We start from the raw sequence: 14049 nt of genomic DNA on the forward strand, positions 1-14049 counted from the left end.
GTGATGGATGCCGCACCTCGCTTTTCCGAACTCGACCTGCGACGGTTTTCGCTGCGCGACGCATTGTTCGGTCCGTCCGCTCGCGATTTGCGGCGAACTGGAGCAACTCGAGCACGAGGAATTTGAACGCCTCGCTCAGCACGTTCGCTACGGACCGAAAGAGGCGCTGTTCTCCGAAGACGAAGTCGCCGACGCGGTCTACAGCTTGGTCGAAGGCATCGCTCGACTGTACAAGCTGTTGCCCGACGGTCGCCGACAGATCATCGGCTTCGCGCTGCCGGGAGATTTCCTCGGCATGGCGCCATCGCCCCGCTACTCGTTCTCGGCGGACTCGATCGGCGGCGTGACCGTCTGTAAGTTCTTCCGCGGTCCTTTCCTGCGCTTCATTGAGAACCGCCCGCAAATGCTGCTGCGCATGAACGAGTTCGCGACTCGCGAACTCAGTTTGGCGCAGGATCAGATGCTGCTGCTCGGCCGCCGCTCTGCTGAAGAAAAGGTCGCGGCCTTCCTGGTCGGCTGGCGCGACCGCCTGGCGCGGCTGGAAGGCGTCACCAAAACGGTCAGCCTACCGATGGGGCGGCAGGACATCGCTGATTTCCTGGGCCTGACCATCGAAACCGTGAGCCGCACCTTCACCAAGCTGGAGCGGGAAAAATTGATCGTGATCGTTCCCGACGGAGTACGCGTTCTGGATCCGAAGCGATTCGACGCACTCGCCGCGGCTTAATTCAAAGTCTGTGACCCCGGTTGTCCAGAATCCTGCCGGTCTTTCCAGCTCACACCACCGGCCTTCTCAGCATGCCCTTTCGTTCAAGGCCTGCTGAGTGAACCGCACCGCAAGGTCTGGCGTCTTGTCACCCCTCGCGCCTTCGATCAAAAGTCAGGCCCGATCTGTCTTCGAGCTGCCTTTGCTTTTCGGCTTCATTGGGAACCCGCCGGGCGAGGCTAGCCTCTTCTGCACTGCGATGTCTTCCAGCAGGCGAGCCGCCAGATCCGCGTAAGAACTGCCCGCGGGCAGCCCGAAGTCGCCGTGCAAATTATCCGGTAGCACTGCCGTCTCGTCCCGGAGTGCCAGCGCCGTGCTCCACCACCACGCCGCAGCCGGCGCTCGGTCGTCCTCGGAAACTGCACGCCAAGCGGCGTATTCCTTCGCCAGCCGCTCGATTTCGAAGAGTTTGGCCGAATTCACATGCTGCCCGATCTGTGGTCAGCGGGCTCAACTGCGCAGCCGCTGAGAAGTTGCAAGCGGCGAACGAATTCGGTCGAACGAACAGCATGGGGGTTGCGGCAGGGCAGGCGTTCTCAAAGGTGGTGTTACGTGATAATAGCTCGCAAATGACCTCGCTCGCGAAGATCGCTATTCATCACTCGACGTGCCCGCATGATTGTCCCTCGGCCTGCGCCCTCGATGTCGAAGTGATCGACGGGTCGACCATCGGTCGGCTGCGCGGCTCAAAGCAGCAGACCTACACGGCGGGGGTCATTTGCGCCAAGGTCGCGCGCTACGCCGAGCGGATCCACCATCCGGATCGCCTCACTCATCCCCTGCGCCGGTCCGGTCCGAAGGGCTCGGGCCAGTTTGTCCGCATCGGTTGGGACGAGGCGCTGGATGAGATCGCGGCCCGTTTCAACGCGGCCGAAGCTGAATTCGGCGCGGAAGCCGTTTGGCCGTATTACTACGCCGGCACCATGGGGCTGGTGATGCGGGACGGCATCAACCGGCTCGCCAACGCCAAGAAGTACTCCCGCTTCTATTCGACGATCTGCTCCAACATCGCCTGGTCGGGCTATGCGGCCGGTACAGGCAAGGTTGCCGGCGTCGATCCGCGGGAGATGGCAAAATCCGATCTGATCGTGATCTGGGGTACCAACCCGGTGTCGACCCAGGTCAACGTGATGACGCATGCCGCCCGAGCCCGCAAGGAGCGCGGCGCGCGGATCGCGGCCGTCGACATCTACGACAACGAAACGATGAAGCAGGCTGATATCCGGATCATCCTGCGGCCGGGCACCGACGGCGCCTTCGCCTGCGGCGTCATGCACGTGTTGTTTCGCGACGGCTACGCCGATCGCGCTTATCTCGATCGTTACACCGACTGCCCGGCCGAGCTCGAGGCGCACCTTGCGACCCGCACGCCGCAGTGGGCGTCCGACATCTGCGGTGTGCCGGTGCCGGAGATCGAAGCCTTCGCGCGCGCCGTCGGCGAGACCCAGCGCAGCTTCTTTCGGCTCGGCTATGGCTTCACCCGCAGTCGCAACGGCGCGGCTCAGATGCACGCGGCATTGTGTATCCCCGCAGTGACGGGCGCCTGGCAGCACGAGGGCGGCGGCGCTTTCTTCAACAACGGCGCAATCTTCGGCTTCGACAAGACGCTGATCGAAGGCCTCGATACGCTGGATCCCGCGACCCGGGTCCTCGATCAGTCGAAGATCGGGCGTATCCTGACGGGTGACGCAGAAGCGCTTCGCGGCGGTGCGCCCGTCAAGGCGATGCTGATCCAGAATACGAATCCGATGACTGTCGCGCCGGAGCAAGCCCTGGTCCGGGCTGGGTTCGCCCGCGAGGACCTGTTCGTCGCGGTCCATGAGCAGTTCATGACCGAAACGGCGTTGATGGCCGATCTGGTCTTGCCGGCCACGATGTTTCTCGAACACGACGACGTGTATTACGGCGGCGGCCATCAGCATATTTCGGTCGGCGCCCGTCTGGTCGATCCACCAGGCGAATGCCGGTCAAACCACGAGGTACTGCAAGGGCTTGCGGCGCGGCTGGGGGTGACGCATCGGGCGTTTGCGATGACGCCGCGCGAAGTGATCGACGCGACGCTGAAGAAGAGCGGCCGCGGCTCGATCGAGCAGCTGGAGGCAGACCTGTGGCGAGATCTGCAGCCTGATTTCAGGACGGCGCACTTCCTTGACGGCTTCGCTCACCCGGACGGTAAGTTCCACTTCCGGGCGGATTGGGGCAACGTCAAAGTCCCGCGGCAGTTGAAATTTGGTCCGTGGCAGCAGATGCCGAGCTTGCCTGACCACTGGGCGATTACCGAACAGGTCGACGACGAGCACCCGTTCCGGTTGGCGACCAGTCCGGCGCGAAGCTTTCTGAATACCACTTTCAACGAGACGCCGTCCTCGCGCGCGCGCGAAGGCGCGCCATCGGTGCTGATCCATCCGGCGGACGCGGCATCGATCGGAGTGGAGGAAGGGGATCTGGTCACCCTCGGCAATATCCGGGGCGAAACCATGCTGACGGCCCGACTTGATCATGGCCTGCGTCGCGGTGTGCTGATCGCCGAATCGGTGTTTCCAAACAGCGCGCACGCGGGCGGGCGCGGAATCAACGTGCTGACCAGCGCGGATTCCGTTGCGCCGCACGGTGGTGCGGCGTTTCACGACAATAAAGTGTGGGCGAGGAAGACGTTACAGCCGCTCGCGAAGCGCGACTGAGACCCGAAAGGGCGGCGGGGAGCCGCCGATCGGCAGTCGTGATGCGCTTCGCGAAGCGGTTGTCGCAGTCTCAGCGCTGGTGGCCGAGGCCGATACCGAGCTTCAGCGCCTTCTGACGCAGCGAGCCGACGGTCCGCTTGGTCAGCTTGGCGATTTCGGAGACCGGGGTCCGCGCCTTCGAGTGCGCGCGCAACTCCTTGATGTCTTCCTTGGTATATTCGCGCCGAGTGATCTTCGTCTTCTTGGCGGGCTTCGCAGCAGACTTGGCTACGGTCTTCGCCTTCTTCGGCGACTTTGCTGCAGTCTTTGCAGTCTTGGCGGTCTTGGCTTTAGCTTTCTTTGCCACGCGTAGGCTCCTTTAGTGAAGCGCCCTTCTACTACACTCATTTCGTGTCGACAATTCTGAATTTCAAGAAATCTAACTCACCACAAGTCGGCGGTTATCATTCGCTTAAGTATGCTTAGTTGGGATTCGGGCGAAAATCAGCACCGCTTAGGTAGTAAATACTGGGCTTACGTGGCTGGTAGAATGCTGGAAGGACGCGATTGCGGCTTTCGATGGCTGTCTGCGGCGCGAGGTGCGCTGATTCGTCACGATGGTGCGCAGATAGCATCAGAGCTCGGCCAAACGCCCACTTTGCGGGATATCGGTCCAACCAAAGACGTAGTGCGACTAATGGGGAGGTCCCGCGTGTCAGCGGCGCGGCTTCAGCGGCTTGGACAACAGGGATCGTGTACGGCCGAGTTCTGCATTGTAGTACGTTTCACGCTCGTGCCGCAGTCTGACCTGCAAATTCCGGAACGCAGCAATGCGTTCGGCGAGTTCGAGGCGCTCGGCATCGGCGTGCGGTGCATTCTGAGGTGTGGTGTGTTCCGCGGGCTTCACTTGCACGACAGCTGCGGCCGGTGCGGTGCGTGGGGGCGCTGGTGCAGTCGCGCTTTGTCCCGTCGTGCTCAAGGGACCGTCTGATAGCATTGGTGCGGGCTGCTCAGTCCGATCTTGAGACTTTTGACCGAGCGGTTGAGCACTTGTGGGCACTAGAGGCGGTGTGAGTTGGTTGTTCGGCGGTTCTGTTGCAGTCATTACGATCCTCGACCGGCTTGTTTGAGTCCGGTGCAGCCCGGGCGTCAATCCGAATAAGTCTTTGACCGCTGCGGCAGTGGATAAGTCTCGCTGATGCGAGACATCAAGGTGGTCCCGGCGGACAATTCTCTCCGCCTCGTGCCAAAGACCGCTCGACGTCAGAGCATCGGATCAGCCGCCGCATCACGTTGGTGCGCACCAAACGCGAACAAGGCGTGTCGGGCGGGGGGAGCGTCCCAACGTGGCGATCGCACCGGCACACTGGCGAATGTTCGGGAGACTTGATCGTGCGGCAGTGATCTCGTCGCGTGGCCGCTCGAGGCCGACCCATCAATCGGGCATCAGTGCTACGATCACGCGTGGCGCTGGACCGGAAGCCGGACTGGTCCGCTATTTGGACGACCAGCGGCTTGCAATCCGTTGCTGCATCGTTCTTATTCGCACCGTCCCCGGCGGTGTCAGCTTTTCTTGACGCTGCCATATGCCGGCAAGCCATTGTAGCGGGAGAACCTTATGTCAGCTCATCACGGTCCTCTGCGTGTCGGCATCGGCGGCCCGGTCGGCTCCGGCAAGACCGCGCTGATGGACCTGCTCTGCAAGTCGATGCGTGAGCGCTACGACATTGCGGCGATCACCAACGATATCTACACCAAATGGGACGCCGAGTTTCTGGTGCGATCGGGATCGTTGACGCCGGATCGCATCGCCGGCGTCGAGACCGGCGGCTGCCCGCATACCGCGATCCGCGAAGACGCCTCGATGAACCTCGCAGCCGTCGCGGATATGCGCAGCAAATTCCCCGGGCTCGATCTGGTGCTGATCGAATCGGGCGGCGACAACCTGGCGGCCACATTCTCGCCCGAACTCGCTGACCTGACGATCTATGTCATCGACGTGTCGGCCGGAGATAAGATTCCCTCTAAAGGCGGTCCCGGTATCACGCGTTCGGACCTGCTGGTGATCAACAAGATCGATCTCGCCCCATACGTCGGGGCCTCGCTGGAGAAGATGGACACCGATGCGCGGCGCATGCGCGGCGAACGGCCTTTCATCATGACCAATCTCAAGGCTCAGCAGGGGCTGGATCGCATCATCAGCTTTATCGAAACCAGAGGTGGCTTGATGCCGAGTTCGGCCGTTGCCACAACTACGATCTAACCTGTTGGCCTCGCGAACCCTGTCTGGACCGGAACCATCCGGTGATGATTTTGTTGCGCCTCTTCGGACCCGGACAGTCTCACTGTAAACGCAGGATGTCAGCAGCAATGGTCCGAGTGGATTGCGGTCCCTGTTTGTTCACGATGGCCGCAATCGACATGTCTGATCCGGGGGTACCATTGCCTCCTTCGTTGATCGAGTTGAAGCGTTGATACGGCTGGGTTTCATCATCGCGTTGGTGGCGATCGTCGGGATTCTGCTTTCCGGCTTTGCGGCCTTTCGCATCTATGACCAGGAGGCGGCTGTCGAGCGCATCGCGCTCGGCCGTGCCATTGACGTTCATGCCAGTCAGGTTCAGGACCGGTTGACCGAGCGCGAATTGCTCGGCCGTGTCGCCTCAGGATTGTTTCGCACGCCTGCCGTGATCAAGGCCGACATGCTGAAGCCGCTGCGCTCCTCGATCTACGCCTTCAAGACAGACTTCCTGCTGGCAAGCTGGGTCGTGCGGCTGAAGGGCAACGATTTTGCAGCGGCCGAGGCGGAACTCGCGAGCGCAGGCTATAAAGACATCAAGATCCGGCATTCGGACGGCAGCCTGATCGATCCCGCGACGCAGACAGAGCCGCTCGACGTGGTGCTGGATATCGAGCCGCGAAATCCCGAGACGACAGCGCTGCTGGGCCGCTCCCTGGATGATCATCCGGTGCTCGGCCGGATGTTCGCCAAGTCATTGGCGGACGGTAAGCCCGAGGCGTCCGATCCGGCCCGCCTGCAGGTGCCGGGAAATCCGCTCGGTATCGTGTTAGCGGCACCGGTGATGAACGAGGATACCTCGCAGGCCGTCGGCTTCATCACCTTCTCGTACGATCTGTCGGCCCTGATGCTCACCAACGACGACATGTCGTTGTTTTCCGTGGTTTTGAAGGACCCCCGCCAGCCGGACGTTGAGCTCGTCGCCGACGACCGAGGCAAGATCAGCGAACGGCCGGTCGGTCGCGATCAACCGCCCCCAACCATCGTCAGAACCGTCACCTTCGGCGATCGGGATTGGTCGCTGGCTTACTACGCGAAGGTGAGCCCGTTTGTGCGCGCTCAGCAGGTTGCGGCAATCGTGGCGGCCACCGGACTGGCACTCACATTCATCATTTGTGGCTTGTTCGGTTACGTCAGCAACAGCAACGTCCGGCTGCGCCGCGAGATTGAAATGCGGATCGGCTTCGAGCGTCGCCTGACGGCGGTGATCGACGAACTGAACCATCGGGTGAAAAACATCCTGGCAGTGATCCAGTCCATCGTGACCCGGACATTGCGGCACGGCGCCGATATGGACGTTGCACGCGAACTCCTGATCGGACGTATTCACGCGATGTCCAACGTGGTCTCGTTGTTGAGCGAGAGCCAGTGGCAGGGCGTGATGCTGAAGGGATTGTTCGAGGCGCGCGCCATTCCCCATGCCGATCGGATCGCGGTGAACGGCCCGGACATCGCCGTCAGCGCGCGAGCCGCGCAAAGCTTGTCCCTGTTGTTTTTCGAACTGGCGTCGCACTCCGATGAGGGATTGTCGCTGGTCGGCAAGCATCCGCATATCGTCGCGACGTGGGAAGTCACCGGCGAGGGCGCCGACTCCGTCTTCAACTTCCGCTGGGAAGAGTTCAACACCAGCGAGGCGACTCGGCGTCCGGAGAGCGAATTCGGGGTGATCCTGCTCGAGCGCGTCGCACCGGAAGCGCTCGGCGGGACGGCCAAGCGCTATTTCACCGACGTCAGCTACGTGTACGAACTCATCGCACCGATGGAGACGGTCGTAGACATGAACGAGCGCGACCGCACCGGTCAGATTTCGGCGCCGCTTCGGCGCAGTTGACCGCCATCCGCCGCGCCGCCCTTGGCCGCAGCGGCGCGACGCCGTGGTGTCGCCCAGCACGAGCTTGGCGAAAATTCGGTCGATGGGTGCACGCCAGATTTTCCCGTGTCCCGCCCAGGATTGGGCCGTGATCTTCACTCTGTCGAGCGGAGTATTGCAGACGCCTGGGACTAGCCCGGCAATGACGAGGAGGACGACGGCTTCGGTGGTGCCGTCAATCTCCACGACCCAACCATCAGACGCAAAGAAGCGGCCCGCGGGCCGCTCCTGTCGTATTCGCCGAGGTGCAAAGATCAGCCGTTGCTGCCGATCACAGCTCGTACCGTATCGTCCGGGCCGAAGTCCTCGGCGCCATCCACGTAGAGCAATGCGCTCAGCTTGGAGCGTGCGCGATTGACGCGGCTCTTGATCGTGCCGACGGCGCAGCCGCAGATCGCAGCGGCGTCCTCATAAGAGAATCCCGACGCGCCCACCAGGATCAAGGCTTCGCGCTGATCCTGCGGAAGCTTGTCGAGTGCGCTGCGGAATTCTTCGAACTCCAGATGAGCGTTCTGGCCCGGCTGCGACTTCAGCGTCTTGGCGTAGCTGCCATCGGCGTCTTCCACTTCCCGGCGTCGCTTGCGATAATCGGAGCGAAACAGATTGCGCAAGATCGTGAACAGCCAGGCCGGCAAATTCGATCCCGGCTGGAAGGAGTCGATGTTGGCGAGCGCACGCAGCAGCGTTTCCTGGACCAGGTCGTCGGCCCGATCGCCGTTGCCGCTCAGCGAGATCGCGAAAGCGCGCAGACTGGGCACCGCCGCCAAAATGTCGTCCCGAAGGGAATCAGTGAGAGGCATTAGTCCCTCCTCTCGCTATCGGCCGCCGCGGCACCGGCACTCGGTTGCTCGGCCTCTTCAAGCCGCTTGATCAGGTCCGCAAAACGATCTGGCACCCCTTGCCGGACGACGTCGTCGTACATGGCTCGCAACTGGTGGCCGATCCGGGCCTGGATCTCCTGGTTCAACCCGCCTTTGCTTCCAGGCGCCGACTTCTTCATGGTGTTAGCCTTGAATTCTGCCATGACTGATCCAATGTTTTCCCCATGGTCAAGTCCCCCCAATCGCTAGGGTTTTGCTTGATTTTTGAAGGTTTTGACGTGTCACTTGGGAGCCTAATTCGGTAGCGTCACCAAAGTTCCCGGGCGCGATGGAACTTTCAGATCGGTTCGGCGTAGTCAGTGCTGCAGGGGAGCCCGGCCGCCCCGAGGGATCATGGGCCGAGACAAGCTTCGAGATTGGAGTGGGGATGTCGAGATCGCAATTGGTTGCTGAGCATTTACCGTTGCTGCGCCGTTACGCGCGAGCGTTGACCGGAAGCCAGGCTTCGGGTGACGCCTATGTGGCGGCAATGCTTGAAGCGCTGCTGCAGGACCCGAGCCTGCTGGACGAGCGGCATGGACCGCGCGCGGCGCTGTTTCGCCTGTTTGCCCAGATCTGGAATTCGGTTGCGCTCAACGACGACTCCGAGGTCAGATCACTGCCGATGCCCCCCGAGCGGCGGCTGTCGGCGATCACTCCGCTCCCGCGTCAGGCCTTCCTGCTGCTGTCCCTGGAAGGCTTCTCCGAGGAGGAGGTGGCCTTCGTCCTCAACACCGACGTCAGCGAAGTTCGGCAGCTCGCCGACGCTGCAGGCCGGGAGATGGCCGAAGAAATCGCGACCGATGTGCTGATCATCGAAGACGAGACCTTCATCGCGATGGATCTCGAGAGCCTGGTCAAGAACCTGGGCCACAACGTCATCGGCGTCGCCCGGACGCACTCCGACGCGATTGCGTTGGCGCGGACCCAGAAGCCGGGCCTGATCCTCGCCGACATTCAGCTTGCCGACGGTAGTTCGGGACTTGATGCGGTGAACGAGCTGCTGAAGACCTTCGAAGTGCCGGTGGTGTTCATCACGGCCTATCCCGAGCGCTTCCTTACCGGTGAGCGCCCGGAGCCGGCGTTCCTGATCTCGAAGCCGTTTCAGCCTGCAATGGTATCGGCCGTGGCCAGTCAGGCGCTGTTTTTCCAGCGCAACTCGCGCAATCGGGCGCCCAACGCAGCCGTTTCCTAAGTCCGCTGGCTTCATCGATCGAGCCGCTCGCGCCTGGCGCGGGCGGCTTTTTCGTGCGTGGCGGACACCCGTCGGGTTCACCAAAAAGAACAGGGCGCAGCTGGCATCACCACAGCTGCGCCCTGTATCGCCGGTTAATTGGGGCAGGGGGGACTAACCGGCCCACATGCAACACTCTCGCACCAGAATTCGTTCCGGGCGCTCAGCGACATTTCTCACACACTTAGTTGATCAACCAATTTCGAACCGATTTGCGGCTCGGACGATTAATTTGTACGACGGGTATTGACAATCCGTCGCAAACAAGATGCGGCGATGGTGCCGCGAGTTGTAGATTAGCGGCGGGTGGCCATGTCACACATCTTGCGGGGTATTTTCGGCATCCTTGCGGTTGCGGGCTCCTTGGGCGTTGCGCAACTTGCGGTCGGCGGCGATCTGGGCCAGCACGCGCGCTTGCAGAGCGACGGCTCCGCAGTCGTTCAGAACGTCAACCGAAGCGGAAAGGCCGACCGCGGCCTGGCCTCCCAAGGCGCACTTCCGAGCCAGACCTATGGTGTGACCCTGGTCGGCCAGTCCGTCCTGGTCCGCGTCCCCGATGCGCAAGTCGGTCAGGCCCTGCGTCCCGCGGCACAGCGCCCGACCGCAGCTCCGCGCCGGATTGTGGCCTGTGAGCCGGTGGTGAGTGTCCTAACCGAGGTGGCGAAGAACCTCGAGCCCGGCCGGTGCGTGACCTAAGCGCCCGCTTGAATCGTAACCAGGACCCAATCACGCTTAGAATGGCCCGGCCCGAAAAGCCGGGCATTTTGCCGTTCGGGAGCAGCTATCTGTAACTCCGCGCCGGCGACGGCTTAGAGCAGTTGTGCATTTTCTGGAATCGCCACCGTCATCCTGAGAGTCTGACTCAAAACTAAAGCCGACTTATCAGCCACATTTTGCGGTCGGCTAATTTGGTCACAAACTCCGTCATGGCCGGGCTTGTCCCGGCCATACACTCCTTTGCTGCATTTTGCTTCAGCGAGGCGTGGATGCCCGGCACAAGGCCGGGCATGACGCGGGGATAGGAAAGTGAAGCAGTCTCTCCGAGGCGTGCCGCCCGGGTCGATCAGCCACCGGCGCGGTCTACTCGGTGTCTTTCGTGCCGGGCAGATGCGGCGCATCGGCCGGCATCAGGTGCTCCTTCACGACCAGCCCGACGATTAGCAGCGGCGACGCCAGGAAGCCGCCCATCGGGCCCCACAGCCACGTCCAGAACGCGAGCGCGACGAAAACGGCAAGCGCGTTGAGCTCCAGCCGGCGGCCGATGATCGTCGGCGTGATGAAGTGCCCCTCGACGAAGGTCAACAACGCGAAGCCGAGCGGCCCGATCAGCGCTTCTCCGAGCGTCGGCATGGCGACGACACCCACCAGGGCCAGGATGATGAACATCACCGAGGGGCCGATGATCGGGATGAAGTTGAGGATCGCTGCGAGAGCACCGAGGGCGGCCGGATTGGGCATCCCGGCCAGCGCGCAGATCACCCCAGTGGCTGCCCCGTAGCACAGGTTGATAGTCGTCACCGTCAGCAGATAGCCGCCGAGGCTCATCTCGATCTCGTTCAGGATCCGCAATGTTCGCAGGCGCGCATCGCGGTCGCCGAAATTCATCACCAGCGCGCGGCGCAGATCCTTCCAGCTGGCGACAAACAGCACCAGGGTGACGAGAAACAGCAGGAATTCGGTGATGGTCGGCGAAACGAATTCAAGCGTCGGCTGCATCCAGTCGATCTGCGGCATCTGGATCGGCGTCGACGCTGTCGATTCCGAGCCGCCGATCGACGTCTGTAATTGCCGCCAAAACCCCATGGGCTTTTCAAGGAAGCTCAGCTTTTCCTTCAAAAGCCCGCCGAGCTCGGGCAGGCGGCCGCTCCATTCGACCACCGGTGCCGAAATCAGAGCCACCATGAAGCCGACGGTGGTCAGAGCGAGGCCGACGATCACCACCGCACACACCGGCCGCGGCAATCGCCAGCGCTCCAGAAAGGTTGCGGCAGGCGACAGCATGGTGCCGACCACAAACGCAGTCACGATCGGCAGGAAAAACGGCTTGGCGACATAAAGCAGGCCGGTGCCAACGATGATCAGCAGAGCCACCAGGGCGAAAGCGACGACTTCCGTGCGCCTGATCAGCGGCGGCCTTTCTTCCGTACTGTCAGGAAGCGGCGTGCCGGCAGGCTCGACGGGAACAATGCGCACAGGACCCCACCAGCTTCTGCGTTCGAAATCGCGTTGAGGATGCGGCGCGCGAGGTGCCGGTTGTACGGCCGGAAAAACCACGCGGCAGCTCGCAGCTTCAACAGAAAGTCGGATGGAAAGTTCCGGAAGGGGGCGCCCGCTGATCCAGGTAGTTCATCGGCCGACGCCGAAGAGCCGGAACAGTTATGAGGCGATCGCGTTGCTCAGCAGCATCGCAGAAGATGCGGCGACAATGCGGGGACATTCCGATGATTACTACCACGATCGCATCGCGGCGCAACCTGGTGACGCGGCCGCTATTGGCTGTCGCCGCCGCGCTCCTGCTGACGACCGCAATCCCCGGCGCGGCTTCGGCGCAGATGCTGGGCTACGCCGCGGCGCCGCAAGCCGGCCCCTTCAGCGGCGAAGACGAGGTGCTGGCAGCCCCGCCTTCGGTCGAGCCTGGCGATGCGATGACTGACGAGGACGCGCAGCTGTCCGACCGGCTGCGCCGTCAGATCGTCCGCTACGACAGCAATCAGCCTGTCGGCACCATCGTGATCGATACTGCCAACACTTATTTGTACTACGTGCTCGGCGGTGGCCGCGCGATCCGCTACGGGGTCGGCGTCGGCCGGGAAGGTTTCACCTGGGCCGGCACCCAGACGATCACCCGCAAGGCGGAATGGCCCGATTGGCATCCGCCGGCCCGGATGATTTCTCGCCAGCCGTACCTGCCGCGTTTCATGGCCGGCGGTCCGGGCAATCCGCTTGGCGCCCGTGCGATGTATCTCGGCTCCACCGAGTACCGCATTCACGGCACCAACGATCCGTCGACGATCGGCAAGTTCGTGTCCTCCGGCTGTATCCGATTGACCAATGAAGACGTCGAGGACCTGTTCAGCCGTGCCCGCATCGGCACGCGCGTGGTGGTGCTGCCCAAATCCTCTCCCAACCTCGAGGCCCGCAAGAACCGACCCGAGCGGCAGGCCCTGAACGTTTCGATCTCCTCGGTCGACTAACCCGGACGACGGAGGTCCAGATGATCCGCTTTGCAGCAAGTTTTGCCACCGGCGCCGTCGCTGTGACGATTGCTATGGGGTTCAGCGCCAGCGCCTCTGCGCAGGATTTTTTCTCGGCTCTGTTCCATGGCTATCAGGCTCCGGCTGCTTATGCGCCGGAGCGGGCACTTCCTTATGCCAGCGAAGGCTACATTCCGCGTCGTGCGCGTCCGGTTAAGCGCTCCTACGCCAGCAGCGGCGGTGGCGGTGGTCAAGCCTTCTGCGTGCGCACGTGTGACGGTCGTTATTTCCCGATTTCGGCCACCGGCGATGCGTCCAAGGAAGCGACCTGCAACAGCTTCTGCCCGGCCAGCGAAACCAAGGTCGTCTACGGCTCGACGATCGACGGCGCCCGCACCTCGGGCGGCAAGCCGTATTCGGAGCAGCCGAACGCCTTCAAGTTTCGGGCTCAGATCGTCGATGGCTGCACCTGCAACGGAAAGGACCATTTCGGCCTTGCAAAGGTGAAGGTCGAGGACGATCCGACGCTTCGCCGCGGTGACATCGTCGCCAACGAAGACGGCCTGAAGGTCGCAAGCAGCATCGACCGCCGCGAAGGCGCGGTCAACTATTCGCCAGTGTCGGCAGCATCGATGCGGGCCGCATTCGGCAAGATGCCGGTGGTCGCGTCGAACTAAGTCGTCAACCGTGAACAAAACCGAGGCCGGCGTCAGCCGGCCTCTTTGTTTTTGCTGCGACCAAACCGACCTGTGCGACCGGATATAAACCCCAGTTCCTCTATTGGAACTCTACGGACGGGAGGTCGTTGTTGGTGGCGGGCGGGCCGCGGGTTGAAAGGAATCTATGATGTTGATCGGTGTTCTGATTACCTTCCTGGTCGTCATTCTGGTGCTGTACCTGATCAATCTGCTGCCGCTTGACGGTCGGGCGAAACAGATCGCCCGCGTGGTGGTGATCATCATCGGCATCATCTCGCTGCTGAAGTATCTGGCGGTATTCTAGCTACAGCCGCGATGACCATACGAAAGGGGGGGCGGGCCCATAAGCGCGGCCGGTTTGGTTTACGGGGGGGGGCGGGCGGGGGTGGGGGGGGGACCCCGGGGTTGATTTTTTTGGACGGGGGGGGGGGGGAGGGGCGGCGGGCGGGGGGTGGGCGCGCGCCGGGGGGG

15 protein-coding genes are annotated in these 14049 nt (G+C 62.4%); 9 read left to right on the forward strand and 6 right to left on the reverse strand.

Features of this window, described 5'->3' with window-relative positions; translation table 11 throughout:
* The first annotated feature begins 7 nt into the window (after positions 1–7).
* Positions 8–727: a transcriptional activatory protein AadR gene (gene aadR, locus D4Q52_RS03365; protein ID WP_119855112.1), complete on the forward strand. Its 720-nt coding sequence runs from the start codon at positions 8–10 to the stop codon at positions 725–727.
* 153 nt (positions 728–880) lie between these two features.
* Here aadR and D4Q52_RS03370 read toward each other — a convergent pair whose 3' ends face one another.
* The gene (locus D4Q52_RS03370; RefSeq protein ID WP_119855113.1) at positions 881–1189 is read right to left on the reverse strand and encodes a hypothetical protein; all 309 of its coding nucleotides are present in this window, start codon (positions 1187–1189) and stop codon (positions 881–883) included.
* A 146-nt stretch (positions 1190–1335) separates the two neighbouring features.
* Between D4Q52_RS03370 and D4Q52_RS03375 the strand changes: the two genes are divergently transcribed.
* The gene (locus tag D4Q52_RS03375) at positions 1336–3447 is read left to right on the forward strand and encodes a molybdopterin oxidoreductase family protein (RefSeq protein WP_119855114.1); all 2112 of its coding nucleotides are present in this window, start codon (positions 1336–1338) and stop codon (positions 3445–3447) included.
* Positions 3448–3517: 70 nt separating this feature from the next.
* On the opposite strand, the gene D4Q52_RS03380 is transcribed toward D4Q52_RS03375, so the two are convergent.
* Entirely contained in the window at positions 3518–3793 is a 276-nt protein-coding gene (locus tag D4Q52_RS03380; protein WP_119855115.1) for a hypothetical protein, read from the reverse strand.
* Positions 3794–4141: 348 nt separating this feature from the next.
* The gene (locus tag D4Q52_RS26150) at positions 4142–4339 is read right to left on the reverse strand and encodes a hypothetical protein (protein WP_147407740.1); all 198 of its coding nucleotides are present in this window, start codon (positions 4337–4339) and stop codon (positions 4142–4144) included.
* Between the two features lie 705 nt (positions 4340–5044).
* On the opposite strand from D4Q52_RS26150, the gene ureG reads away from it, so the two are divergent.
* Both ureG and D4Q52_RS03390 read left to right on the forward strand, forming a co-directional pair.
* A complete protein-coding gene (ureG, locus tag D4Q52_RS03385) occupies positions 5045–5689 on the forward strand; it encodes an urease accessory protein UreG (protein WP_119855116.1) in 645 nt (214 codons plus the stop codon).
* Between the two features lie 208 nt (positions 5690–5897).
* Positions 5898–7553 (forward strand): HWE histidine kinase domain-containing protein, encoded by a 1656-nt coding sequence (locus D4Q52_RS03390; protein WP_119855117.1) that lies wholly within the window; start codon positions 5898–5900, stop codon positions 7551–7553.
* A gap of 293 nt (positions 7554–7846) precedes the next feature.
* Here the strand turns inward: D4Q52_RS03390 and D4Q52_RS03395 are convergent, their stop codons facing one another.
* Together D4Q52_RS03395 and D4Q52_RS03400 are read right to left on the reverse strand one after the other, a co-directional pair.
* Positions 7847–8392 carry a sigma-70 family RNA polymerase sigma factor gene (locus D4Q52_RS03395; protein WP_119855118.1) on the reverse strand — a complete coding sequence of 182 codons (546 nt, stop codon included), beginning with the start codon at positions 8390–8392 and terminating at the stop codon, positions 7847–7849.
* The gene (locus D4Q52_RS03400; RefSeq protein WP_119855119.1) at positions 8392–8616 is read right to left on the reverse strand and encodes a NepR family anti-sigma factor; all 225 of its coding nucleotides are present in this window, start codon (positions 8614–8616) and stop codon (positions 8392–8394) included. Before D4Q52_RS03400 ends, D4Q52_RS03395 begins: the two co-directional genes overlap by 1 nt.
* A gap of 224 nt (positions 8617–8840) precedes the next feature.
* On the opposite strand from D4Q52_RS03400, the gene D4Q52_RS03405 reads away from it, so the two are divergent.
* Both D4Q52_RS03405 and D4Q52_RS03410 read left to right on the forward strand, forming a co-directional pair.
* Entirely contained in the window at positions 8841–9647 is an 807-nt protein-coding gene (locus D4Q52_RS03405; RefSeq protein ID WP_119855120.1) for a response regulator, read from the forward strand.
* A 351-nt stretch (positions 9648–9998) separates the two neighbouring features.
* The gene (locus tag D4Q52_RS03410; RefSeq protein ID WP_119855121.1) at positions 9999–10382 is read left to right on the forward strand and encodes a hypothetical protein; all 384 of its coding nucleotides are present in this window, start codon (positions 9999–10001) and stop codon (positions 10380–10382) included.
* Between the two features lie 384 nt (positions 10383–10766).
* Here D4Q52_RS03410 and D4Q52_RS03415 read toward each other — a convergent pair whose 3' ends face one another.
* Complete coding sequence (locus tag D4Q52_RS03415; protein ID WP_119855122.1) at positions 10767–11879, reverse strand: AI-2E family transporter; 1113 nt, start codon at positions 11877–11879, stop codon at positions 10767–10769.
* 248 nt (positions 11880–12127) lie between these two features.
* Here D4Q52_RS03415 and D4Q52_RS03420 point away from each other — a divergent pair, with 248 nt between their 5' ends.
* The 3 genes from D4Q52_RS03420 to D4Q52_RS03430 all read left to right on the forward strand — a co-directional run bounded on the left by D4Q52_RS03420 (position 12128) and on the right by D4Q52_RS03430 (position 13882).
* Entirely contained in the window at positions 12128–12880 is a 753-nt protein-coding gene (locus D4Q52_RS03420) for a L,D-transpeptidase (protein WP_119855123.1), read from the forward strand.
* 20 nt (positions 12881–12900) lie between these two features.
* A complete protein-coding gene (locus D4Q52_RS03425) occupies positions 12901–13557 on the forward strand; it encodes a DUF2865 domain-containing protein (protein WP_119855124.1) in 657 nt (218 codons plus the stop codon).
* A 169-nt stretch (positions 13558–13726) separates the two neighbouring features.
* A complete protein-coding gene (locus tag D4Q52_RS03430; RefSeq protein WP_119855125.1) occupies positions 13727–13882 on the forward strand; it encodes a Thivi_2564 family membrane protein in 156 nt (51 codons plus the stop codon).
* The last annotated feature ends 167 nt before the right edge of the window (positions 13883–14049 follow it).

This window comes from Rhodopseudomonas palustris (genome assembly GCF_003591005.1).
Classification (GTDB): domain Bacteria; phylum Pseudomonadota; class Alphaproteobacteria; order Rhizobiales; family Xanthobacteraceae; genus Rhodopseudomonas; species Rhodopseudomonas palustris_K.

Bases quoted from the DNA above. Each gene is read 5' to 3' on its own strand.
- aadR (WP_119855112.1), top strand. From the start codon at position 8: ATGCCGCACCTCGCTTTTCCGAACTCGACCTGCGACGGTTTTCGCTGC.
- D4Q52_RS03375 (WP_119855114.1), top strand. From the start codon at position 1,336: ATGACCTCGCTCGCGAAGATCGCTATTCATCACTCGACGTGCCCGCAT.
- ureG (WP_119855116.1), top strand. From the start codon at position 5,045: ATGTCAGCTCATCACGGTCCTCTGCGTGTCGGCATCGGCGGCCCGGTC.
- D4Q52_RS03395 (WP_119855118.1), bottom strand. From the start codon at position 8,392: ATGCCTCTCACTGATTCCCTTCGGGACGACATTTTGGCGGCGGTGCCC.
- D4Q52_RS03400 (WP_119855119.1), bottom strand. From the start codon at position 8,616: ATGGCAGAATTCAAGGCTAACACCATGAAGAAGTCGGCGCCTGGAAGC.
- D4Q52_RS03405 (WP_119855120.1), top strand. From the start codon at position 8,841: ATGTCGAGATCGCAATTGGTTGCTGAGCATTTACCGTTGCTGCGCCGT.
- D4Q52_RS03410 (WP_119855121.1), top strand. From the start codon at position 9,999: ATGTCACACATCTTGCGGGGTATTTTCGGCATCCTTGCGGTTGCGGGC.
- D4Q52_RS03420 (WP_119855123.1), top strand. From the start codon at position 12,128: ATGATTACTACCACGATCGCATCGCGGCGCAACCTGGTGACGCGGCCG.
- D4Q52_RS03425 (WP_119855124.1), top strand. From the start codon at position 12,901: ATGATCCGCTTTGCAGCAAGTTTTGCCACCGGCGCCGTCGCTGTGACG.
- D4Q52_RS03430 (WP_119855125.1), top strand. From the start codon at position 13,727: ATGTTGATCGGTGTTCTGATTACCTTCCTGGTCGTCATTCTGGTGCTG.